This is a genomic window from Streptomyces sp. NPDC085927, from assembly GCF_044540975.1.
Taxonomy (GTDB): Bacteria; Actinomycetota; Actinomycetes; order Streptomycetales; family Streptomycetaceae; genus Streptomyces; species Streptomyces hirsutus.
In genome coordinates, this window is record NZ_JBITSN010000004.1 from 176,982 (window position 1) to 197,763 (window position 20,782).

18 protein-coding genes are annotated in these 20,782 nt (G+C 73.4%); 6 read left to right on the forward strand and 12 right to left on the reverse strand.

The features are described 5' to 3' along the window. Positions 1 to 15: 15 nt before the first annotated feature. Both ACIF80_RS12685 and xylB read right to left on the reverse strand, forming a co-directional pair. The gene (locus ACIF80_RS12685) at positions 16 to 1,254 is read right to left on the reverse strand and encodes an ROK family protein (RefSeq protein ID WP_399803011.1); all 1,239 of its coding nucleotides are present in this window, start codon (positions 1,252 to 1,254) and stop codon (positions 16 to 18) included. Between the two features lie 97 nt (positions 1,255 to 1,351). Next, entirely contained in the window at positions 1,352 to 2,797 is a 1,446-nt protein-coding gene (gene xylB, locus ACIF80_RS12690) for a xylulokinase (RefSeq protein WP_399803014.1), read from the reverse strand. 114 nt (positions 2,798 to 2,911) lie between these two features. Here xylB and xylA point away from each other — a divergent pair, with 114 nt between their 5' ends. Together xylA and ACIF80_RS12700 are read left to right on the forward strand one after the other, a co-directional pair. Further along, entirely contained in the window at positions 2,912 to 4,078 is a 1,167-nt protein-coding gene (gene xylA / locus ACIF80_RS12695) for a xylose isomerase (protein ID WP_399803016.1), read from the forward strand. Positions 4,079 to 4,349: 271 nt separating this feature from the next. Continuing rightward, on the forward strand, positions 4,350 to 4,889 hold the full coding sequence (locus ACIF80_RS12700) for a hypothetical protein (RefSeq protein WP_399803019.1): 540 nt from the start codon (positions 4,350 to 4,352) through the stop codon (positions 4,887 to 4,889). Between the two features lie 54 nt (positions 4,890 to 4,943). On the opposite strand, the gene ACIF80_RS12705 is transcribed toward ACIF80_RS12700, so the two are convergent. Continuing rightward, on the reverse strand, positions 4,944 to 6,377 hold the full coding sequence (locus ACIF80_RS12705) for an SWF or SNF family helicase (protein WP_399803022.1): 1,434 nt from the start codon (positions 6,375 to 6,377) through the stop codon (positions 4,944 to 4,946). Continuing rightward, on the reverse strand, positions 6,374 to 9,322 hold the full coding sequence (locus ACIF80_RS12710; protein WP_399803927.1) for an SNF2-related protein: 2,949 nt from the start codon (positions 9,320 to 9,322) through the stop codon (positions 6,374 to 6,376). Before ACIF80_RS12710 ends, ACIF80_RS12705 begins: the two co-directional genes overlap by 4 nt. Before the next feature lie 396 nt (positions 9,323 to 9,718). Between ACIF80_RS12710 and ACIF80_RS12715 the strand changes: the two genes are divergently transcribed. Beyond that, complete coding sequence (locus tag ACIF80_RS12715) at positions 9,719 to 9,901, forward strand: hypothetical protein (RefSeq protein WP_055596247.1); 183 nt, start codon at positions 9,719 to 9,721, stop codon at positions 9,899 to 9,901. 46 nt (positions 9,902 to 9,947) lie between these two features. Here ACIF80_RS12715 and ACIF80_RS12720 read toward each other — a convergent pair whose 3' ends face one another. The 5 genes from ACIF80_RS12720 to ACIF80_RS12740 form a co-directional block, all read right to left on the reverse strand. Then, complete coding sequence (locus ACIF80_RS12720) at positions 9,948 to 11,348, reverse strand: tannase/feruloyl esterase family alpha/beta hydrolase (RefSeq protein WP_399803930.1); 1,401 nt, start codon at positions 11,346 to 11,348, stop codon at positions 9,948 to 9,950. Between the two features lie 196 nt (positions 11,349 to 11,544). Further along, on the reverse strand, positions 11,545 to 12,501 hold the full coding sequence (locus ACIF80_RS12725; protein ID WP_399803025.1) for a hypothetical protein: 957 nt from the start codon (positions 12,499 to 12,501) through the stop codon (positions 11,545 to 11,547). Between the two features lie 138 nt (positions 12,502 to 12,639). Then, positions 12,640 to 12,936, reverse strand: a complete 297-nt coding sequence (locus ACIF80_RS12730; RefSeq protein ID WP_399803028.1) for a hypothetical protein — start codon at positions 12,934 to 12,936, stop codon at positions 12,640 to 12,642. 338 nt (positions 12,937 to 13,274) lie between these two features. Next, positions 13,275 to 13,874: a class I SAM-dependent methyltransferase gene (locus ACIF80_RS12735; RefSeq protein ID WP_399803031.1), complete on the reverse strand. Its 600-nt coding sequence runs from the start codon at positions 13,872 to 13,874 to the stop codon at positions 13,275 to 13,277. Positions 13,875 to 14,060: 186 nt separating this feature from the next. Then, complete coding sequence (locus ACIF80_RS12740) at positions 14,061 to 14,489, reverse strand: PPOX class F420-dependent oxidoreductase (RefSeq protein ID WP_399803033.1); 429 nt, start codon at positions 14,487 to 14,489, stop codon at positions 14,061 to 14,063. Positions 14,490 to 14,586: 97 nt separating this feature from the next. Between ACIF80_RS12740 and ACIF80_RS12745 the strand changes: the two genes are divergently transcribed. Continuing rightward, positions 14,587 to 15,000 carry a roadblock/LC7 domain-containing protein gene (locus ACIF80_RS12745; protein WP_399803036.1) on the forward strand — a complete coding sequence of 138 codons (414 nt, stop codon included), beginning with the start codon at positions 14,587 to 14,589 and terminating at the stop codon, positions 14,998 to 15,000. Between the two features lie 126 nt (positions 15,001 to 15,126). Continuing rightward, on the forward strand, positions 15,127 to 16,056 hold the full coding sequence (locus ACIF80_RS12750; protein ID WP_399803039.1) for a DUF6397 family protein: 930 nt from the start codon (positions 15,127 to 15,129) through the stop codon (positions 16,054 to 16,056). Between the two features lie 46 nt (positions 16,057 to 16,102). On the opposite strand, the gene ACIF80_RS12755 is transcribed toward ACIF80_RS12750, so the two are convergent. Together ACIF80_RS12755 and ACIF80_RS12760 are read right to left on the reverse strand one after the other, a co-directional pair. Further along, a complete protein-coding gene (locus ACIF80_RS12755; RefSeq protein ID WP_399803041.1) occupies positions 16,103 to 16,969 on the reverse strand; it encodes an acyl-CoA thioesterase in 867 nt (288 codons plus the stop codon). 19 nt (positions 16,970 to 16,988) lie between these two features. Continuing rightward, the gene (locus tag ACIF80_RS12760) at positions 16,989 to 19,502 is read right to left on the reverse strand and encodes a DEAD/DEAH box helicase (protein WP_399803043.1); all 2,514 of its coding nucleotides are present in this window, start codon (positions 19,500 to 19,502) and stop codon (positions 16,989 to 16,991) included. 144 nt (positions 19,503 to 19,646) lie between these two features. On the opposite strand from ACIF80_RS12760, the gene ACIF80_RS12765 reads away from it, so the two are divergent. Next, positions 19,647 to 20,441 (forward strand): metal-dependent hydrolase, encoded by a 795-nt coding sequence (locus ACIF80_RS12765; RefSeq protein WP_399803045.1) that lies wholly within the window; start codon positions 19,647 to 19,649, stop codon positions 20,439 to 20,441. 56 nt (positions 20,442 to 20,497) lie between these two features. Here ACIF80_RS12765 and ACIF80_RS12770 read toward each other — a convergent pair whose 3' ends face one another. After that, a complete protein-coding gene (locus ACIF80_RS12770) occupies positions 20,498 to 20,752 on the reverse strand; it encodes a type B 50S ribosomal protein L31 (protein WP_399803048.1) in 255 nt (84 codons plus the stop codon). Positions 20,753 to 20,782 lie beyond the last annotated feature (30 nt).

Below are 20,782 nucleotides of genomic sequence, written 5' to 3' on the forward strand. Positions count from 1 at the left end.
GCCGGGCAGTCCGGTTCAAGCCCGCTCGGCGACGGACGCGGGGTCGTCCAGGACTCCCCGGATCACCGAGTGGGCCGCGCCCAGCAGGGGGCCCTCGGGACCCAGGGCGGACACCGAGACCGGGCAGGCCGGGCCCGCCGTGCGCCGGGCCAGTTCCGAGCGGAGCGACGGCAGCAGCCAGGGGGCGAGTCCGGACAGCGCGCCGCCCAGGACGACGCTCTCGGGGTCCAGGAGATTGACCGCCCCGGTCAGCGCGATGCCCAGCGCCGTTCCCGCGTCGTGCAGGGCACGTCGTACGGCGGGGTCGCCCCGCTCGGCGCGGCCCGCGAGCAGGCCCACGCGGTCCTCGCCGGGCTCCAGGCCGGCGGCGCGCAGCACGGCCTCCTCGCCGGCGTACTGCTCCAGGCAGCCGCGGCCGCCGCACGCGCACTCGGGGCCGTCGGGCCGGACCGGCACATGGCCCAACTCGCCCGCGAAGCCCCGGTTTCCGAGCAGCAGTCGCCCGTCCACGACCACCGCGGCGCCGATGCCGATCTCGGCCGACACATGGAGGAAGTCGCGCGGGGTGCCCTCGCCGAGCCAGAGTTCGGCCAGCGCACCGCAGTTGGCCTCGTTGGCCACGGTCAGCGGGATCCGTGCCGGGAGCAGGGCGCCGAGGTCGGTGTCGTGCCAGCCCAGGTTCGGCGCGCGGACGACGGTCCGGGCGTCGCGTGCCACCAGGCCCGGTACGGCCACGGTCAGTCCGGCCGGCCACAGACCCTCGTCCTCGATCGCGCCGACGACCCGCAGCAGCAGTGCGGTCAGCTCCTCGCTCACGGTCCCGGGGGAGCGGCCGCGGTTCGGGACGTGGCGCACGGCCCGCGTCCGGACCTCTCCGCGCAGGTCGACCGCGCAGACCGCGAGATGGTCGACGCCGACCTCGGCGCCGATCCCGGCCGGACCGCCTCCGCTGACGGCGAGTGCCGAGCCGGGCCGGCCCACGCGTCCGGGCCGCTCGGGGCCCAGTTCCTCCAGCAGGCCCGAGCGGACGAGCTCGTCCACCAAGGTGGACACCGCCGCCCTGGTCAGACCGATGTGTGAGGCGACGGCGGCCCGGGACAGCGGGCCCTCGGCGCTGACGGTGTGCATCACCCGCGAGAGATTGCGGCGGCGCATGCCCTGCTGTGTGTCGGGCAGCGCGCGCCGCTCCGGACCGGCCGAGGGCAGTGCCCGCCCCGGGCCGGGCGGGCGGGCCTCGTGCAAGGGTGCGCTCATGCCTCCGTCAGTTCTCGGTCGGGGCCGGGTCGTTCCCGGTCGGTCCTGAATCGGTCGTGAACCGGTTCCGGACCGGCCCGGAGTCTGTTCCCGGCCGTCAGGCGGTGTCCGTGCCGCGCTCCAGGAGCGGGGCCGCGTCGGAGAGTACCCCGGCGATCCTGGCCAGCGTTTTTTCGTCCCGTTCCACCGCCTCCAGCACCGGCCCCGCGGCCGTGTCCCAGCGGCGGGCGACCGCGGCCGGGTCCTCGCCGGTGAGCAGGCCGGCCGCCTGCGCCGCCGCCCCCAGCGCGACCAGCTCCCGCGCCTCGGGCACCTGCACGGGCCGCCCCGACAGCCGCCGTACGGTCTGCTGCCAGGCCGCGCCCCGCGCGCCGCCGCCGATCAGCAGCAGGGGCGCCGACGGGTCCGCGTCCTCGTCGACCACGCGGTCCAGCGCGCCCAGCAGCGAGTGCACGGCACCGTCGTAGGCGGCCTGGAGAAGCTGGCCGCCGGTCGTGTCGTGGCGCAGCCCGTGCAGCAGACCGGACGCGTTCGGAAGGTTCGGGGTGCGCTCGCCGTCCAGGAAGGGCAGGAGCGTGACACCCTCGCCCGGCTCGACGGCCTCGCGGTCCAGGCCCAGCAGCGTCGCGACCCTGTCCACGGCGAGCGTGCAGTTGAGTGTGCAGGCGAGCGGCAGCCAGTCGCCGCGCGCGTCGGCGAAGCCCGCCACGGTGCCGGTCGGGTCGGCGGGCCGCCGCCGCGACACCGCGTACACCGTGCCCGAAGTGCCGAGGCTCATCACCGGCGTGCCGGGCCGTACCCCCAGGCCGAGCGCGGCGGCCGCGTTGTCCCCGGTGCCGCAGGCCACCAGGGTGCCCTTGGAGAACGGCAGGTCATGGCTCTCGCGCACGGTCCCGGCCACCTCGCCGGGGCGCACGACACGGGGGAGCAGCGCCGGGTCCAGCCCCACGTGCGCGAGGATCTCCTCGTCGTACGCCTCGGTCCCGGAGGCCCACCAGCCGGTGCCGGAGGCGTCGCCGCGGTCGGTCGTGCCCTGCCCGGTGAGCCGCTCGGTCAGATAGTCGTGGGGGAGGCGGACGGCCCTGGTGGCGCGGACCGCCTCCGGCTCGTGCTCCGCCAGCCAGGCCCACTTGGTGACCGTGAAGGAGGCGGCCGGCACGCTTCCGGTGCGCTCGGCCCAGAACTTCGTACCGCCCAGCTCCTCGGTCAGCCGGTGGGCCTGGGGCGCGGAGCGCACGTCGTTCCACAGCAGCGCCGGGCGTACCGGCTCGCCGTGGGCGTCCAGGGTGACCAGCCCGTGCTGCTGGCCGCCGATCGACACCGCGGCGGCCTCGTGTGCCGCCCGACCGCACTGGCGCAGGGCTTCCGTCAGGGCGTCCCACCACTGACGCGGATCGCTCTCCCGGCCCGCTCCCGAGGTCACCGTGTGCGGTGCCTGGCCGCTCGCCACGACCCGCCCGGTGGCCGCGTCGACGACCAGCGCCTTGGTGGACTGGGTGGACGTGTCCACGCCGACGACGAGCGGACCCTCGGCTGCTGACATCGTTTTCTCCCTCTAGCGCGGCTCGGCGGGCTGACCATCTTCCCAGAGATGCTGCTGCATACTAATTTGTAAATCGCCATGACGAAATAGCCTCATCGAGCAAGGAGCCGCGGCATGAACTACCAGCCCACCCCCGAGGACAGGTTCACCTTCGGCCTGTGGACCGTCGGCTGGCAGGGACGGGACCCGTTCGGTGACGCCACCCGACGCGCCCTCGACCCGGTCGAGTCGGTGCAGCGCCTGTCCGAGCTGGGCGCCCACGGCGTCACCTTCCACGACGACGACCTGATCCCGTTCGGCTCGAGCGACAGCGAGCGCGAGGGACACATCAAGCGGTTCCGCCAGGCGCTGGACTCCACCGGCATGAAGGTGCCGATGGCGACGACCAACCTGTTCACCCACCCCGTGTTCAAGGACGGCGCCTTCACCGCCAACGACCGCGACGTGCGCCGCTACGCGCTGCGCAAGACCGTCCGCAACATCGACCTCGCGGTCGAGCTCGGCGCCGAGGTGTACGTGGCCTGGGGCGGCCGTGAGGGAGCCGAGTCCGGTGCCGCCAAGGACGTACGGGTCGCCCTGGACCGGATGAAGGAGGCCTTCGACCTGCTCGGCGAGTACGTCACCTCCCAGGGCTACGACATCCGCTTCGCCATCGAGCCCAAGCCGAACGAGCCGCGCGGCGACATCCTGCTGCCGACCGTCGGCCACGCCCTGGCGTTCATCGAGCGCCTGGAGCGGCCCGAGCTGTACGGCGTCAACCCCGAGGTCGGCCACGAGCAGATGGCCGGGCTGAACTTCCCGCACGGCATCGCGCAGGCGCTGTGGGCCGGCAAGCTGTTCCACATCGACCTCAACGGCCAGTCCGGCATCAAGTACGACCAGGACCTCCGGTTCGGCGCCGGTGACCTGCGCGCCGCGTTCTGGCTGGTGGACCTGCTGGAGTCGGCCGGCTACAGCGGTCCGAAGCACTTCGACTTCAAGCCGCCGCGGACCGAGGACCTCGACGGTGTGTGGGCCTCGGCGGCCGGCTGCATGCGCAACTACCTCATCCTCAAGGACCGCGCGGCCGCCTTCCGTTCCGATCCCGAGGTGCAGGAGGCGCTGCGCGCGGCCCGCCTGGACCAGCTGGCCGAGCCCACGGCGGCCGACGGCCTCCAGACCCTGCTCGGTGACCGGTCCGCCTTCGAGGACTTCGACGCCGATGCCGCCGCCGCGCGCGGGATGGGCTTCGAGCGCCTCGACCAGCTGGCGATGGATCACCTGCTGGGCGCCCGGGGCTGAGTTCCCGGCTCCGGGGGTTCCCGGAGGCCCGCCCGGACGTGCGGGAGCAAGGGCGGGCGTGCGGACGCGGCCGGCGCGGTGTTTTCGCGCGTCGGCCGCACTCCACCGCGCGGAGGCCGTCCGGCACCGCGCGGAGACTGGCCAGTCCCCCCGCGGAGACTGTCCGACGCCGGTTTCCGGCTCCGGCACCCGGAATCCGGCGTCCGTCTCCGTGGCGAATTCCGTGCGGGGGTGCTCGCGCGAGGGCGCGTCCGAGGCGACCATGGCCGGTATGGCCACGCCACCGGTACCGCCCCAGCCGCCCGGTTCGCCGGGTGACACGCCGCCCCCGGGCGGCGGCTTCGGACCGCCCTCGTACGGCGGCGCACCGCCGCCGCAGGACCCTCCGCCGCCGGGCCCGCCCGACGGCGGAGAAGGCTCGGGGCGCGGCCCCGGCGGGCGCCGGAATCTCCTGCTCATCGTGCTCGCCGCGCTCGTGGCCGTGGCGGCCGTCACCGTCATCGTGCTGATGGCGTCGGGGGACGACGACGCGCCGGACGACCAGCCCACGGGGAGCCGGACCGACGGCTCGCCGGAGCCGCCCCCGGGCATCCCGTCCGAACTCCCCAGTGATCCGGAGAGCCTGCTGCCGTCCGGCTTCCCCACCGAGCTGCCGTCGGACTTCCCGAGCGAGCTGCCCAGCGGCCTGGAGAGCCTGTTGCCGACCGAGCTGCCGAACCTGCCCACCGACCTGCCGAGCGGCGTGCCCAGCCACCTGCCGAGCGGCCTCGAATCGCTCCCTCCGCCCCAGGGGGAGGCCGCACCGCGCTGAACCGAGCGGGGCGCGTGGGTGGGCGAGGGCCGGCGCGACGGTGCTCCGGGAGGGCTACGTCCCGGAGGGCCGCCCCACCGCCGCGTCCGCGTCCGGCTCCGCGTCCGCCTCCGCGCGTGCCTCCGTTCGCGCCTCCGAGTCCGCTGTGGCCAGGGCCGTTGCCGGGTCCTGGGCGGCGTCTCCGGCCGGGACCCAGCGGCCGCGTTCCTTGCGGTACGGCCACCAGCGGCCGTCGCGCCCGAGCCGCAGCTGGATCCGCCCGCCGTCGAGGGTCCAGCGGTTGGCGCGGGCCCGGAGCACCGGCCGCTCGGCCTCGTCGTTCTCGGCCCAGGCCGACCCGAGGGCGGCACGCGCGCGTGCGAGGGCCTCGGCGTCCACCGTCCACTCCTCGTCGAGCACGGTCAGTGCCTCCGCACCGCCCTGGTGCCAGGCCCGTACCGCCACCGCCAGGCCTTCCCGGCCGCGGCCCGAACCGTCGGCGAGCCGGGCCGTCATGGCGCGCGGGGGCTCACCGGCGGCCAGTCGCACCGCGTCCCGCGCCACCGTCGGTTCCGGCGCCGCCGGGCGCCGCTCATGCCCCTCCCGGAGCGCCTCCGCCAGCAGACGGTGGGCCTGCACGGCGGTCCGCGCGGCCAGGAACTCCAGGGCGGACGGGTCGACTCCGGCAGCGGGCGGCTCGTCCGTGTCCAGGGACGGCGGCACCCCCGGTTCCGCGGGGAGCGGAGGAACGCCGGGCAGCGCGGGCCGGATGCCGCCCGCCGCGAACGCCTCGGCCGCGTCCGCCCCCTCCGGCCGCGGCCGCTTCCCGGAGGCGGAGGACGGCCCGCCACGCGACTGGAGCGCGTCCAGCAGGGCGCGCTCACCGCGTCCCCGCACCAGGAGCAGGACGAACGGGTCCTGGTCCAGCAGCCGGGCCACCTGGTAGCAGAGCGCCGCCGTGTGACCGCAGTGGTCCCACGCTCCGCAGTCGCACTCCGGCTCCAGATCGCCCAGGCCCGGCAGCAGTTCGACCCCGGCCAGCTCCGCATCCTCCATCAGATGCGGCGGCATCTCCCGGTCGAGCAGCGCCGCCACATGCCCGGCCCGCTCGACGGCCATGTCCAGGAAGCGGTCCCACTGCTCGTCGGACAGTTCCTGCAACAGCACGTCCGCGCGGTGCGCCGTGCGGTCACGGTCCTGGACGACGGCCGTGATCCGCCCCGGCCGTACGGACACGGCGCCGACCGCTCCCGCGCGGGCGAGCCGGCGGCCCGCCTTGAGCTGCTGGGAGTCCAGTGCCGTGCCCTCCAGCGCCGTCAGCCAGGACCGGCCCCACCAGGTCTGCGCGAAACCACGTCCCCGCGCGGGAGGCAGCGCGGCGAACGTCCGCTCCGCGCCGGCCCTGCCGCCGGTCCCCTCCGGGCCGGTCCCGTCCACCGGGGCCCCCTCCGGCTCGTACCAGTCGTCGGTGTCTTCCACCTCTGCTCCGTCACCGTCGTACCGGGTCATCGCGGTCCCCCTCGCAGTGCCACCAGATCCGCCAGTTCCGCGTCCGTCAGCTCCGTGAGCGCCGTCTCGCCGGAGCCGAGCACCGCGTCCGCCAGCTCGCGCTTGCGGACCAGCAGTTCGGCGATGCGGTCCTCGATCGTGCCCTCGGCGATCAGCCGGTGCACCTGCACCGGCCGGGTCTGGCCGATGCGGTACGCGCGGTCCGTGGCCTGCGCCTCCACGGCGGGGTTCCACCAGCGGTCGTAGTGCACGACGTGCTCGGCGCGGGTGAGGTTCAGCCCGGTGCCCGCCGCCTTGAGCGACAGCAGGAAGACCGGGACCTCGCCGTCCTGGAAGCGCCGTACCATCGCCTCGCGTTCGGCGACCGGTGTGCCGCCGTGCAGGAACTGCGACGGCACGCCCCGCGCGGCGAGGTGCCGCTCCAGCAGCCGTGCCATCCGCACGTACTGCGTGAAGACCAGCACGCAGGCCTCTTCGGCGAGCACGGTGTCGAGGAGTTCGTCGAGCAGCTCGAGCTTCCCGGACCGCCCCGCGATCGCCGGCCGCTCCTCCTTGAGGAACTGCGCCGGGTGGTTGCAGATCTGCTTCAGTCCGGTCAGGAGCTTCACGATCATTCCCCGCCGTGCCATGCCGTCGGTCCCCGAGGCTCCGGAGGTGCCGGAGGTGCCGGAGATCTCGGCCAGGGCCTCGCGGACCACGGCCTCGTACAGCGCCGTCTGTTCCTGCGTGAGCGACACCGCGTGGTCGGTCTCCGTCTTCGGCGGCAGCTCGGGCGCGATTCCCGGGTCCGACTTGCGGCGGCGCAGCAGGAACGGCCGTACCAGCCGGGCCAGGCGCTCCGCCGCGGCAGGGTCCGTACCGCCCTCCACGGCATCCGCGTACCGCCTGCGGAAGGTGCCGAGCCGGCCCAGCAGTCCGGGAGTCGTCCAGTCGAGGATGGCCCACAGCTCCGAGAGGTTGTTCTCCACCGGCGTGCCGGTGAGCGCCACGCGCGCGCGTGCGCCGATGGACCGCAGCTGCCGGGCCGTCGCCGCGTACGGATTCTTCACGTGCTGCGCCTCGTCGGCGACGACCATCCCCCAGGACACCTCGGCGAGCCGGGGAGCGTCCAGGCGCATGGTGCCGTACGTGGTGAGCACGAACTCGCCGTCGGCCACACCGTCCAGCGAGCGGCGCGCACCGTGGAAGCGGCGCACCGGGGTGCCCGGCGCGAACCGTTCGATCTCCCGCTGCCAGTTGCCCATCAGGGAGGTCGGGCAGACCACGAGGGTGGGCCCGGCGGACGCGGGGTCGGACTGCCGGTGCAGATGCAGGGCGATCAGGGTGATCGTCTTGCCGAGGCCCATGTCGTCGGCGAGGCAGCAGCCCAGGCCCGCGGACGTCATGTGGGCCAGCCAGTTCAGCCCGCGCCGCTGGTAGTCCCGCAGCGTGGCGGCGAGGGCCGCGGGCTGCGGGACGGGCTCCTGGGACTCGGGGTCCGCGAGCCGGTCCCGCAGGGTTGCCAGCCAGCCGGTGGGACGCACCTCGAACCGGCGGCCTTCCACCTCCACCGAGCCGGTCAGGGCCGCGCCGAGCGCGTCGACGGGCGTGACCGCGTGGTCCCGGCGCGCGCGGGCGCGGTGCACCTCCTGGGGGTCGACCAGCACCCACTGGTCGCGCAGTCGCACGACGGGGCGTGTGGTCTCCGCGAGCCGGTCCAGCTCCGCGCGGGTGAGGGTCCGGTCGCCCAGGGCGAACGACCAGTCGAAGGCGAGCAGCGCGTCGGCCGACAGGAAGGACGGTTGCGGGGAGGCGTCCTTGACGCCCGCCCGCCCGGGCGGGCGCTCCTCGTCGGCGGGGCCGATCTCCGCGCGGGTGGTCAGTTCGCGGACGAGCTCCTTGGGCCAGTGCACGTCGACGCCCGCGGCCGCGAGCGCACTCGCGCCCTCTCCGAGGAGCTCGGTGACCTCCTCGTCGGCGAGTTCGACCGCGTCGGGCACGGTCGCCGACAGCAGGGGGGCGAGCGGGGCCCAGGCGCGGGCGGCCCGGCGCAGCGCGAGCAGCGTGTCCATCCGGGCCCGCGGCCCGAAGCCGCCGTCCGGGCCGGCCGAGCCGCCCGAGCCGGCCCGGCTGTCCTGGCCTTCCGCGGCCCCGGCCCACACGTCGGTGGCGTCCGCGACGAGCGCGGGATCGCTCACGCCGTGCACTTGGAGCACGGCCCGGAACGTGACGTCGGTGCCGGCCTCGGTGCTGCCGTCGTCCGTGCCGTCGTCGATGGGGCGGACGACGGGGCCGGAGTGGTCCGGGGCGTCCGGCGCCTCCTGTTTCTCCGGCGCGGCCCAGGTCTCCGGTGCGTCGGTGAGGCCGTGCACTTCGATGCGCAGCGACAGGCGTACGCCCGCGTCGTGGCCCGCGGCCACGTCGGCGGCCCAGTCGCGCAGCGCGGGCAGGTGCTGCGGCTCGGGCACGGCGAAGGCGGGGGAGCCGGTCACCAGGGGGGCGGCGGGGGAGCGGGGCAAGGTGTCGGCGACCGCGTCGAGGAAGGCGCGCAGCAGCCGTTCGGGGTCGGGCAACCGCAGGGGCCCGGGGCCGTCCAGCGGCCGGGCGTGCGCCTCGGGCGGCATCGCGGCGGCGAGCCGGCGCACGGCCTCGATGTCCTCCGCGTCCAGCGGACCCGCGCGCCAGGCGTCGTGACCGGCCGGGGAGAGCCCCGGCAGCAGCAGGCCGCGCGCCACCAGACGCAGCGCGTGCACGGCGGCGGCGCCCCAGAAGACGGCGGCAGGGTGCCCGTCGCCGCCGGCCCGTGCGCGGGTGAGGACGGGCAGGGCGGCGCGCACCGGCAGCAGCACCGCGGGGACGCCCACCGCCCGCACCCCCTCGCCGCCGGGCACGACGACGGTCAGCTCCTCGGCCTGCGCCGTGTTCAGGACGGGGGGAGCGGACCCCTCGGGCCGCCAGAAGGCCATGCGGCCGGTGCGGGCGGGGTCGCCGGGTACGAATACGGCGGAGCAGCGGGCCAGCTCGGTGTACTGGGCGGGGGAGGGGAGCACGGGAGTCGTTTGCGCAGCGCTCACGGAATCCTTGATTCATCAAACTTGACTAGTGCGGTCGGAGTCGCCGAGAGTACAGCACCGTCAGGGCCGCCCGGGTATGCCTGGGATGTGAACTGGGACACCATGGACATGCGGTCGTGCTCCGTCCCGAGGGGCCGGCGAGCCGGGGATCCGGCGAGTCGACGACGCCCCTGGGGGAACCCTAGGGGGCGAACCTCAGGGACGTCTCAGGGTCGCGGTCGGAACCGCCGGGAGCGCGGGGCCGTTTTCACGACAGAGAGCGGCAGTGGCCGCGAAGGAGGCGACACCATGTCGAAGAATGCCAAGATCGCCGCGGGAGGTGTGGCGGCCGGGCTCATCCTGCTCATCTGGCTGCCCTGGTGGGCGGCGCTCCTGATCATCCTGGGAGTCCCGGCCGCCGCGTACCTCACCCTGGACCCCTCGCAGCGGAGCAGGCTGCGCCGCGTTTCGCGCAAGGAGCTGGGCCGCTGAGACGCAGGGGACCGTCCCAAAGGATCGGCCCCCTGCTCGGGCACTGCTACCGCGTCGTCGTCCCGGCACCGTCCAGCGTGCAGGAGTTGACCACGTCACCGTCCGCGGGCCTGTCGATCGTCCGGTCCGCGGGCGGCCTGACTCCGCGCTCCACCCATGCGGTCAGGGTGTCGAACGCCGACCGGTAGCAGGGCAGGATCGGCCGCAGCCGGTCCGGATGGGTGTCGTACAGCCCGTCGACGTGGGTGCCGCCCTGCACCGTGTAGTAGCGGTGCAGCGCCCCCCGGCCCTTCGCGTCGATCATGCGGGCGTACACGTCGGAGTGGGCGGCCTTGGGCAGCAGTGCGTCCAGATCACCGTGCAGCGTGATCAGCGGCCGGCCGATACGCCCGGTCAGTGCCACCCGGGCCGCGGCGCGGTGCACGGAGGCGGGACGCGAGGCGTAGTCGTACGTGGCGTCGGACGCGCACGGCGCCAGGATCTGTTCCACCGTGGTCCCCGCCGAGGGCCCCGGGCAGGCGGGGTCGTAGGCCGGGTCGAACTCGGCGCGGTAGATCTTCTGCGTGACACCCCAGTAGGCCTTCTCGTGGTACGGCCACAGGAACTCGGAGCCCGGTGCGAAGCCCACCGCGTGCAGGTCCTCGTCCCGTGCCGTGCCGGACATCCGGGCCACCGTGACCGGCAGGGTGGTGAACAGGCCGGTCCCGTCGGCGGCCCACAGCGCGCCCTCCCAGTCCACGCCGCCGTCGTACAGCTCCGGGTGGTTCTCCAGCTGCCAGCGGGTGAGATAGCCGCCGTTGGAGATGCCGGTCATGTACGTCCGGCGCGGGGCATGCCCGTAGCGGTGGGCCACCGCGCGCTTGGCCGCCCGGGTGAGCTGCGTGGTCCGGGTGTTCCACTCGGCCACCGCGTCACCGGGCCGGACCCCGTCACGGTAGAAGTCGACGCCGTTGTTTCCCTTGTCCGTCGAGGCGTACGCGTATCCCTGGGCCAGTACCCGGTCGGAGATTGCCTTGTCGGTCGCGTACTGCTTGCGGGTGCCGGGCGCGCCCGTGACGACCAGTCCGCCGTTCCACCGGTCGGGCAGCCGGATCACGAACTGCGCGTCGTGCGCCCAGCCGTGCGTCGTGTTGAAGCGGGAGGAGTCCGGGAAGTATCCGTCGACCTGAATGCCGGGCACTCCGGACGGCGACCGGGTGGCGGCCGCGATCAGCCCCGCCTGGTCCGCCAGGTCGGTGTACGGGGTGCCGGCCAGCCCCGTGGTGGTCAGATCGGCCAGACAGGTGGTGCGCTGGTGGGCCGCACCCGGCACCCGCACACGCTCCTGGCGCGCACAGTGTTCGCCCCCGGCGGTGGCGGTGGTGGCGGCGGCGGCCGGAGCCGGAACGGTGAGGGCTGCCGCCGCGAGGGCGAAAGCGAGCAACGGAACGCCGAGGGACGGGCGCATGACGGCCTCCAGGAAGGACGGGAAGCGGAAGAGGGCACGGTACGGAGCACGAAGCTGCCCCATGGTGCGGCCCCACGCTGCCATCATCGATGGGTCGGCGCCCTACGGAACGGCGTCCGCGCATGGGAGTTCACCCCACATGCGTAGGCGCAGGCGCACCCCTCATACGGAGACGGGCGCCCCCGCCGGACGCGGTTCAGAGCGGCCGTACGGCGATCCTGTCCAGGCCCTCCAGGAGACCCGGCAGTTCCGGTCCCCTGCCCACCGGGAGGACCTCGCCGGGTTCGTCGTCGAGCAGGACGAACGCCATGTCGTCGGTCCTGGCCACCAGGGACCAGCCGGGCCCGTCAGCGCGCAGCGTGCGGGCGTCGCCCGGTGCGAAGGACGAGCGGACCCGGCCGAGCGGCGGCGGCGAGGAGACGTAGGCACGTGCCTCCGCCAGGACCCGCCGAATGCCGCCGTGGCCCGTCTGCCGCCCGTGCGGGGCCCCGGCCGAGGCACCGTCGCCGGCCGGGGCGCCCTCGCTCAACTGCTCCGCGGCCGTGCTCTCGACGGCCGGTTCCCCGCCGGCCGGACTGTCGTCGGCCGAACCGCCACCGGCGGCATCTCCAGCACTGTCGGAGGCCCCCGCGGAGCCGCCCGGAACAAGGAACGCCGAGTCGTCGACCTGGTCCCGCCAGAGCGCCCACCGGAGCGCGATCTCGTCGGCCCCCTGACGCCGCTGCGCCGGCCCCCAGGCGTCGGAGTCGGGCGGCGCCAGCACGGGCCCGTCGGCGACCTCGGGGCCGGGATCGTGCGGCGCGGGAACGTTCGGAGCCGCCACGGCGACCGCGAGGGGCCAGCCGGGCAGCGCTACGACGACCGTGCGCTCCTCCGGCGACAGATCGTGCTCCATGCCGCAGTCCCAGGAAGCGATCGCGACGGCGACCAGTGACACGTCGTCGATCGCGACGGTCCACCGGGCGCCCTCGCCGTCCTGACCGAGCACCAGCCCGTACCCGTCGGCGAGCGGGGGGAGACCGAGCGCCGCGCACGCCTGCGGGTAGTCGTCGCCCAGCACGCTCGGGAACTTCGCCGGCGTCAGCAGCGCCGCCGTCAGCACATGGAGCGCGTCGTCCGCGGCGGCGACGGCTTCCTCGTCCGTCCCGGCCATCCCAGCCTCCCCGTCGGTTTCGTCCACCGGCGCGCACACTAATCCGCCCCCGAGCCCCTTGTCACGACCTCGCAGCCGCACCCGGAGCCGCGGGTCCCGGGCCCGTCGGGACGAACCAGCCACGCACTCCCGGCCGGATCAGGCCGCCGGAAGCCCCAGCAGATCCCGTGCGACCGTCCGCGGAGACGCGCCGCGCTCCCGCGCGAGCGCGATGACCGCCCGGCACGCCAACTCGTTCACCCCGAACGCCAGCGCCTCCGGCGACACCCAGCCGGCCGCCTCGTCGATCCGCTCCTGATCGTCCTCCGCACAGGCCGAGACGTACGTCGCGGCGGCCTCGAACAGATTGTGCGGACGCTCCTCCCGCCCGGTCCTCTCCTCCGCGCGCAGGCTGTCCACCACTTTGCCCCCGATCCTGCGAACCCTGCCCCACATCCGGTCCACCTTCCCCCTGAGCGGTTTCCCTCACCGACCGTTCGTCTCCTGCCACTCAACGTAGAGTTGGAGCGTCCGCGGCAGAAGGGGCAGCGCGGTGGGGCGCTTCGAACGGCTGGAACCGTTCAACCGTCCCTCGAGCTCACGGGTTCGCGGAACCGGGGCTCCACAGCGCACGCGCCCGATGAACCTCCTGCCCGGCCGACCTCGCCGGATGGACCCGTACCCCGATGGGAAGCAAGGAGACGGCACTCCGCCCGGGCGCCGCAGGCTCGCACCGACCGCATTCCGGCCGGTGCGGCACGCGGCCCGAGAGGCCCCGGCACGAGTCCGGGCGCTCAGCCCGCGCGGACGGCCAGCACCAGGAACCGGGCATCCTCGTCGGCGTACGACGTCATGCGCCAGCCCGAACCGGCCAGCAGCGGACGGAGGTTCGGCTCCGCGCGGAGGTCGGCCGGCGTGATCGAGCGGCCCTGGCGCGCGGCGAGCGCCGCCCTGCCGATCGGATGGAACAGCGCGAGCACGCCACCGGGACGCGTCACCCGCGCGAGCTCCCGGAGATTCTCGGCCGGGTGGGGCAGGTGGGCGATCAGGCCCGCCGCGAACACGGCGTCGAGGGATTCCGAGCGCAGCGGCAGCGCGGAGACGTCGGTGAGCAGCAGCGTCCCGTCGTGGCCCCGTCCGGCCCGCGCGGCCTCCCGCAGCATGGCCGGGGTCAGATCTGCCCCGAGGACCGTTCCGGAAGGGCCCACGGCCGCACGCAGCGGCGGCAGGGCCCGCCCGGTGCCGCATCCGGCGTCGAGCACCCGGGCGCCCTCGCGCAGCCCCAGCTCGGCCACCGCCGCCGCATGGGCCGGACCGTCGTCGGGGAACCGGCGTTCCCAGTCGGCGGCACGCGCGGTGAAGAACTCCTGGACACGGGTGTGGTCGTCACTCATGCCCGGCATGATCCCCCACCGGACGGCCCGGGGCCCGGGCCCCAGCACCCGGCGGGCCCCGACGGCGTACCGTCCCACGCGATCGCACACGCCGCCGAGGCGCTGGATCCGGCCACGGCCGCCGCCGGCCGTGGCGCCCCGCGTGAGGCCGCCCGGGCCGCGCCACTCCGTGCCGCGGCCCGGCGCTCAGTCCGCGACACCCTTCTCCGACAGGACCTTCTCGACGGCGACACGGACGAGGAGCTCGCCCGGCACACCGTTGCGCGCCCCGAACTCCTCGGCACGGTCCTGGCCCATGTACCGGGCGGCGATCCGCGTGGCCCAGCGCACCAGGTCCTCGGGATCCTCCGAGATCCGCGCCCGGCCCCGCAGCACCACGAAGGCGAACGGCGGCCGGTCGTCGTCCACGCACAGGGCCACCCGCCCGTCACGGACCAGATTGCGTCCCTTCACCGTCTTCCCGCCGGTGTTGAACACCACGTCGTCCCCGTCGAGCACGAACCAGACCGGCGCCACGTGCGGACTGCCGTCGGCGCGCACGGTCGAAAGTTTGGCGGTGCGGGTTCCGTGCGAGACGAACTCCCGCCATTCCTCGTCGGTCATCCTCTGTCCCATGGCTTCTATCCTCCTTGTCCGGCGCCCGGCCGTGGGGAAGGCTGGCGGAGGGATCCGTACGGGGAAGAGCAAGAAGAGCAAGGGGGAGATGCGCGGCATGACACCAAAACGGGGACTCGACTGGCTGCTGGACGACCTGACCCAGAGAGTCGAGGAGGTACGGCACGCACTGGTCCTGTCCAACGACGGACTGGTGACCGGGACGAGCACGGGGCTTCGGCGCGAGGACGCGGAGTACTTGGCCGCGGTCTCGTCCGGACTGCACAGCCTCGCCAAGGGCTCCGGACAGCATTTCGGCGCGGGCGGAATGCGCCAGACGATGATCGAGTTCGACGACGCGGTGCTCTTCGTCACCGCGGCCGGCAGCGGCAGCTGCCTGTGCGTGCTCAGCGGGGCCGAGGCCGACATCGGCCGGATCGCGTACGAGATGACGCTGCTGGTCAACCGGGTCGGCGAGCACCTGGACGTGGACGCCCGCCGACCGGAACCCGGCGATCCCACAGGTACCTGACCTGCACGTTCGTCGGCTCCCGTGAAGTTGTCCACAGCCTTGTCACGAAGGGTGACGGACCGGCTACGGTTTCCTCCGGGCGGCGCACACGGCGCCGGCCGAGCACACTCCACGGGGGAGACGAGCATGTCCGGAAACACCGCCGCACACGAAGTCACGACCGCCGGTTCCTGGGTCACGGCAGGCCGCGCGGCACGGGAACTCGGCCTCGAACCCAGCGAGTTCGACCTCGCCGCGGACCTCGGCCGGATCCGCACCACCCCCGACGAGCGAGGAGCCGGCCGCCGTGTGGACCGCGCCGAACTCGAACGGCTCCACGCCCGGCCAGGCCACCCGGAAGCCCTGCGCGAGAGCGTCAGGACCGTGGGCACCACGGAGGGTGCGCTGCTCATGGGAGTGACGAAGGACCGGTTCACACGACTGGCCCGGCTGGGGCTGCTGGCCCCCACGAGGTTCCACCTCAACCGCCACCGTGCCGTGGTCTGGCTCTATCTCGCGGAGGAACTGAGGGAGTTCGCGGCCGACGAGAGGAACACCTCGCTGTTGAGGGGCCGTCCGTCCGGCAACCTCGGAGGACAGCTCGACACCGGTCTCGACCTGCGGGCCCGCAACTGGCGCACCCGCCGTCTGGCCATCCTGCTCCGTCGGGCCGCCGACCCGTGGTCGCGCGCGGGAGCCCTCGCTTCCCTGCTCGCCCCGCCGCACATCTGCGAGGTCGTCAAGGACCCCTACGAACGTTCCCACCTCAGCCGGTTCTGCCCCGAGCGGCCCTCCCACGGTGCTCCGGGCTCACCCGGCGCCGTCCTCACGGAGACCCTCGTGACCGCTCAGGACCCCGACGAGATCGCCTGGCTCCGGGCGGAACTCACGGGGCTGCTGGCAGAGGCCCGCGCACACCGGCCGGCGCCCCGCCCGGCTTCCGCCCCTCACCGCCCCGCGCCGGCCGGGCAGGCTCCCCGGGAGCCGGACCGCCCGCACGGGGCGGTCCGCGCGCTGCTCACCCGGTGGCGCGGCAGGAACCGAGGACCGGGCGACCGGCGACCGGCCGCCCGGTGACCGGGCGGCCGCCGACCGAGCCGGCCCGGTGGCTCCGCCCGGTGATCTACAGCGCCCGGAACAGCCCCTCCTGGACGACGGACACCAGCATCCGCCCCTCACGGTCGTAGATCCGCCCCCGGGCCAGACCACGCCCGCCCACGGCGATCGGCGACTCCTGGTCGTACAGGAACCACTCGTCCGCGCGGAACGGGCGGTGGAACCACATCGCGTGGTCCAGCGACGCCATGTCGAAGCCGCGCGGACCCCACAGGGGTTCCACCGGGAGCCGAACGGCGTCCAGCAGGGTCATGTCGCTGGCGTAGGTCAGGGCGCACGTGTGCACCAGCGGGTCGTCGCCGAGCGGGCCCACCGCGCGCATCCACACGGCGCTGCGCGGTTCGGCGTCCTTGACCTCGTCCGGGTCCCAGCGCAGCCGGTCCGCGTAGCGGATGTCGAAGGGCTGACGGCGGGCCATCCGCTCCAACTGCTCCGGCAACTCGCCCAGATGCCCGCGGATCTCCTCCACGACGGTCGGCAGCGACTCCGGATCCGGAACCTCGCGGGCCGGCGGCAGCTGGTGCTCGAAACTCCCCTGTTCAGGTTTGTGGAAGGAGGCGGTGAGAGTGAAGATCGTGCGGCCCTGCTGCACGGCGGTGACCCGGCGGGTCGTGAACGACCGGCCGTCCCGTACCCGTTCGACCTGGTACACGATCGGTACCCCGGGCCGCCCCGGGCGCAGGAAGTACGCGTGCAGCGAGTGCACGGGGCGGTCGCCCTCCGTGGTGCGGCCCGCGGCGACCAGCGCCTGGCCGGCCACCTGGCCGCCGAAGACCCGCTGCAGCGACTCCTGCGGACTGCGGCCACGGAAGATGTCGACCTCGATCTGCTCCAGGTCGAGCAGGGCGACGAGGCTCTCGGTCGGGTTCGTCATGAGTGCTGGTCTCCTGCCGTCACAGCTGTCCGACATCGGTGACCCGGACGACCGCACGGCCCTCCGCGTCGGAGGCGGTGAGGTCCACCTGGGCGCTGATCCCCCAGTCGTGGTCGCCGTTCGGGTCGTCGAAGATCTGCCGGACCCGCCACAGACCGTTGTCCGGCTCCTCGTCGATCAGCAGCAGCTTGGGACCGCGGGCGTCGGGACCGGTGCCGAGTTCCTCGTACTCGTCCCAGTACGCGTCCATCGCCTCCCCCCAGGCGCCGGCGTCCCAGCCCCCCTCGGCGTCCAGCTCGCCCAGCGCGTCCACCTGGTCCAGAGCGGCCAGTTCGACACGGCGGAACATGGCGTTGCGGACCAGGACGCGGAAGGCACGCGCGTTGGCGGTGACCGGCTTGACCTGGTCGGCCTTCTCCTGGGCCTCCTCGGCGGTCATCTCCGCGGGATTGGCCAGCTGCTCCCACTCGTCCAGCAGACTCGAGTCGACCTGACGCACCATCTCGCCCAGCCAGGCGATCAGATCCTGGAGATCCTCGGACTTCAGGTCGTCCGGGACGGTGTGGTCCAGGGCCTTGAAGGCGCTGGCCAGGTACCGCAGCACGATGCCCTCGGTCCGGGCCAGCTCGTAGTGGGACACCAACTCCGTGAAGGACATCGCCCGTTCGTACATGTCCCGCACCACGGACTTCGGCGACAGCGGATGGTCACCGACCCACGGGTGGCTCTTGCGGTAGGTGTCGTAGGCGTGGAAGAGCAGTTCCTCCAGCGGCTTCGGGTACGTGATGTCCTGGAGGCGTTCCATGCGCTCCTCGTACTCGACGCCGTCCGCCTTCATCAGGGCGACCGCCTCGCCACGCGCCTTGTTCTGCTGCGCGGCGAGGATCTGGCGCGGGTCGTCCAGCGTGGACTCCACCACGGACACCATGTCGAGCGCGTAGGACGGCGACTCGGGATCCAGCAGCTCGAACGCGGCCAGCGCGAAGGTGGACAGCGGCTGGTTCAGTGCGAAGTCCTGCTGCAGATCCACGGTGAGCCGCACGATCCGCCCTTCGGAGTCCGGTGTTTCCAGCTTCTCGACGATGCCGCCGTCCAGCAGGGACCGGTAGATCGCGATCGCCCGCCGGATGTGCCGCAGCTGCTGCTTGCGCGGCTCGTGGTTGTCCTCGAGGAGGTGACGCATCGCCGCGAAGGCGTTCCCGGGACGGGCGATCACCGACAGCAGCATCGTGTGCGTCACCCGGAAACGGGAGGTCAGCGGCTCGGGCTCCGACCCGATGAGCTTCTCGAAAGTCTGCTCCGACCAGGCGACGAACCCCTCCGGCGCCTTCTTGCGGACGACCTTGCGGCGCTTCTTCGGGTCGTCGCCCGCCTTCGCCAGCGCCTTCTCGTTCTCGACGACGTGCTCGGGGGCCTGCGCGACGACGAACCCCTCGGTGTCGAAGCCGGCCCGCCCGGCCCGGCCCGCGATCTGGTGGAACTCGCGGGCCCGCAGCGTGCGCACCCGGTTCCCGTCGTACTTGGTCAGGGCGGTGAACAGCACCGTGCGGATCGGGACGTTGACCCCCACGCCCAGCGTGTCCGTACCGCAGATGACCTTCAGCAGACCGGCCTGCGCGAGCTTCTCCACCAGCCGCCGGTACTTGGGCAGCATGCCGGCGTGGTGCACACCGATGCCGTGCCGGACGTAACGGGAGAGGTTGCGGCCGAACTTGGTGGTGAAGCGGAAGTTGCCGATCAGGTCGGCGATCCGGTCCTTCTCCTCGCGCGTACACATGTTGATGCTCATCAGCGCCTGCGCCCGCTCCACCGCCTGGGCCTGCGTGAAGTGCACGATGTAGACCGGAGCCTGCCGGGCCGCCAGCAGGTCCGTGAGCGTCTCGGTGAGCGGCGTGTAGCGGTACTCGTAGGACAGCGGGACCGGCCGGGTCGCCGAGCGGACCACCGACGTGGGGCGGCCGGTGCGGCGGGCGAGGTCCTTCTCGAAGAAGGAGACGTCGCCGAGCGTCGCCGACATCAGCACGAACTGCGCCTGCTCCAGTTCCAGCAGCGGAATCTGCCACGCCCAGCCGCGGTCCTGCTCCGCGTAGAAGTGGAACTCGTCCATGACGACCTGGCCGACGTCGGCGTTCCTGCCGTCACGCAACGCGATCGACGCCAGCACCTCGGCGGTGCAGCAGATGACCGGGGCATCGGCGTTCACGGACGCGTCGCCGGTCAGCATGCCGACGTTCTCCGTGCCGAAGATCTTGCACAGCTCGAAGAACTTCTCCGACACCAGCGCCTTGATCGGTGCCGTGTAGAAGGTGACCTCGTTCCGGGCCAGCGCCGCGAAGTGGGCAGCGGCCGCGATCATGCTCTTGCCCGAGCCGGTCGGGGTCGAGACGATCACGTTCGCCCCGGAGACCACCTCGATCATCGCCTCCTCCTGGTGGGGATAGAGCGTGAGACCGCGTTCCCCCGCCCACGACTCGAAGGCTTCGTAGAGGGCGTCGGGGTCGGCGGTCGGCGGCAGCTGATCGATGAGGGTCACGCCCCCATCTTGCCTGCCACCGGGCCCCCCGCGGGAATCGGATTCGGGTATGAAGATCGCGAACGCTACGCTGTGTCGCCGGAGGGGCGTCAACGCACCTGGTCAACTCGACAGCGGCACAACGGGAATGGGCGGGCAACGGGGATGATGGGACCAGCACACTCACTGTCGGGTGCCGCGGCATGGCTCGGTGTGGGCGCGGCGACGACCGCCGCCGGAAAACCGATGCCCTGGCCGGTGCTTCTGGTCGGCGCCCTGATCTGTGCAGGTGCCGCCCTCGCCCCGGACCTGGACCACAAGGCGGCGACGATATCGCGGTCCTTCGGCCCCGTCTCCAAGAGACTGTGCGAGATCGTCGACAAGCTGTCGTACGCCGTCTACAAGGCCACCAGGAAACCGGGCGACCCGCGCCGTTCCGGCGGTCACCGCACCCTCACCCACACCTGGCTGTGGGCGGTCCTGATCGGCGGGGGCGCTTCCGTCCTGGCGATCACGGGCGGCCGGTGGGCGGTGCTGGCCATCCTCTTCGTCCACATGGTGCTGGCCATCGAGGGCCTGCTGTGGCGGGCCACGCGAGGTGCCAGCAGCGACGTGCTGGTGTGGCTGCTCGCCGCGACCAGCTCGTGGATCCTGGCGGACATTCTGGACCAGCCGGGCCACGGCGCCGCCTGGCTGTTCACGGCACCGGGCCAGGAGTACCTGTGGCTGGGACTGCCGATCGTCCTGGGCGCGCTGGTGCACGACATCGGGGACGCCCTGACCGTCTCGGGCTGCCCGATCCTGTGGCCCATACCGGTGGGGCGCAAGCGCTGGTACCCCCTGGGTCCGCCCAAGGCGATGCGGTTCCGGGCGGGCAGCTGGGTGGAGCTGAAGGTACTGATGCCCGTGTTCATGCTGCTCGGCGGAGTGGGCTGCGCGGCGGCGCTCAACGTGATCTGAGAGCCGGACGAGCGGTGGCCGTCGCCGGCGGACGCCCGGCGGCCGCCGTTCTCGGCTCAGCCTGAGCTTTCACCGCCGTAGCGGCGCTGGAAGCGGGCGACGCGTCCTTCCGTGTCCACGGTCCGTGCCCTGCCGGTGTAGAAGGGGTGGCTCTCCGAGGAGATCTCCACCTCCACGACCGGGTAGGTCTCGCCGTCGTCCCACTCGATCGTCTGCTCGCTGGTCGCGGTGGACCGGGTCAGGAAGGCGTATCCGGCGGCCCGGTCGCGGAAGACGACGGGGTGGTAGTCGGGGTGCTTGTCCTGCTGCATGGACGCTCCTCGTACGACGTGGGCGATGCG

Excerpts from the sequence above, each read along its gene's own strand:
- ACIF80_RS12685 (WP_399803011.1), bottom strand. The coding sequence starts at position 1,254 with ATGAGCGCACCCTTGCACGAGGCCCGCCCGCCCGGCCCGGGGCGGGCA.
- xylB (WP_399803014.1), bottom strand. The coding sequence starts at position 2,797 with ATGTCAGCAGCCGAGGGTCCGCTCGTCGTCGGCGTGGACACGTCCACC.
- xylA (WP_399803016.1), top strand. The coding sequence starts at position 2,912 with ATGAACTACCAGCCCACCCCCGAGGACAGGTTCACCTTCGGCCTGTGG.
- ACIF80_RS12700 (WP_399803019.1), top strand. The coding sequence starts at position 4,350 with ATGGCCACGCCACCGGTACCGCCCCAGCCGCCCGGTTCGCCGGGTGAC.
- ACIF80_RS12705 (WP_399803022.1), bottom strand. The coding sequence starts at position 6,377 with ATGACCCGGTACGACGGTGACGGAGCAGAGGTGGAAGACACCGACGAC.
- ACIF80_RS12710 (WP_399803927.1), bottom strand. The coding sequence starts at position 9,322 with ATGGCCTTCTGGCGGCCCGAGGGGTCCGCTCCCCCCGTCCTGAACACG.
- ACIF80_RS12715 (WP_055596247.1), top strand. The coding sequence starts at position 9,719 with ATGTCGAAGAATGCCAAGATCGCCGCGGGAGGTGTGGCGGCCGGGCTC.
- ACIF80_RS12720 (WP_399803930.1), bottom strand. The coding sequence starts at position 11,348 with ATGCGCCCGTCCCTCGGCGTTCCGTTGCTCGCTTTCGCCCTCGCGGCG.
- ACIF80_RS12725 (WP_399803025.1), bottom strand. The coding sequence starts at position 12,501 with ATGGCCGGGACGGACGAGGAAGCCGTCGCCGCCGCGGACGACGCGCTC.
- ACIF80_RS12730 (WP_399803028.1), bottom strand. The coding sequence starts at position 12,936 with ATGTGGGGCAGGGTTCGCAGGATCGGGGGCAAAGTGGTGGACAGCCTG.
- ACIF80_RS12735 (WP_399803031.1), bottom strand. The coding sequence starts at position 13,874 with ATGAGTGACGACCACACCCGTGTCCAGGAGTTCTTCACCGCGCGTGCC.
- ACIF80_RS12740 (WP_399803033.1), bottom strand. The coding sequence starts at position 14,489 with ATGGGACAGAGGATGACCGACGAGGAATGGCGGGAGTTCGTCTCGCAC.
- ACIF80_RS12745 (WP_399803036.1), top strand. The coding sequence starts at position 14,587 with ATGACACCAAAACGGGGACTCGACTGGCTGCTGGACGACCTGACCCAG.
- ACIF80_RS12750 (WP_399803039.1), top strand. The coding sequence starts at position 15,127 with ATGTCCGGAAACACCGCCGCACACGAAGTCACGACCGCCGGTTCCTGG.
- ACIF80_RS12755 (WP_399803041.1), bottom strand. The coding sequence starts at position 16,969 with ATGACGAACCCGACCGAGAGCCTCGTCGCCCTGCTCGACCTGGAGCAG.
- ACIF80_RS12765 (WP_399803045.1), top strand. The coding sequence starts at position 19,647 with ATGATGGGACCAGCACACTCACTGTCGGGTGCCGCGGCATGGCTCGGT.
- ACIF80_RS12770 (WP_399803048.1), bottom strand. The coding sequence starts at position 20,752 with ATGCAGCAGGACAAGCACCCCGACTACCACCCCGTCGTCTTCCGCGAC.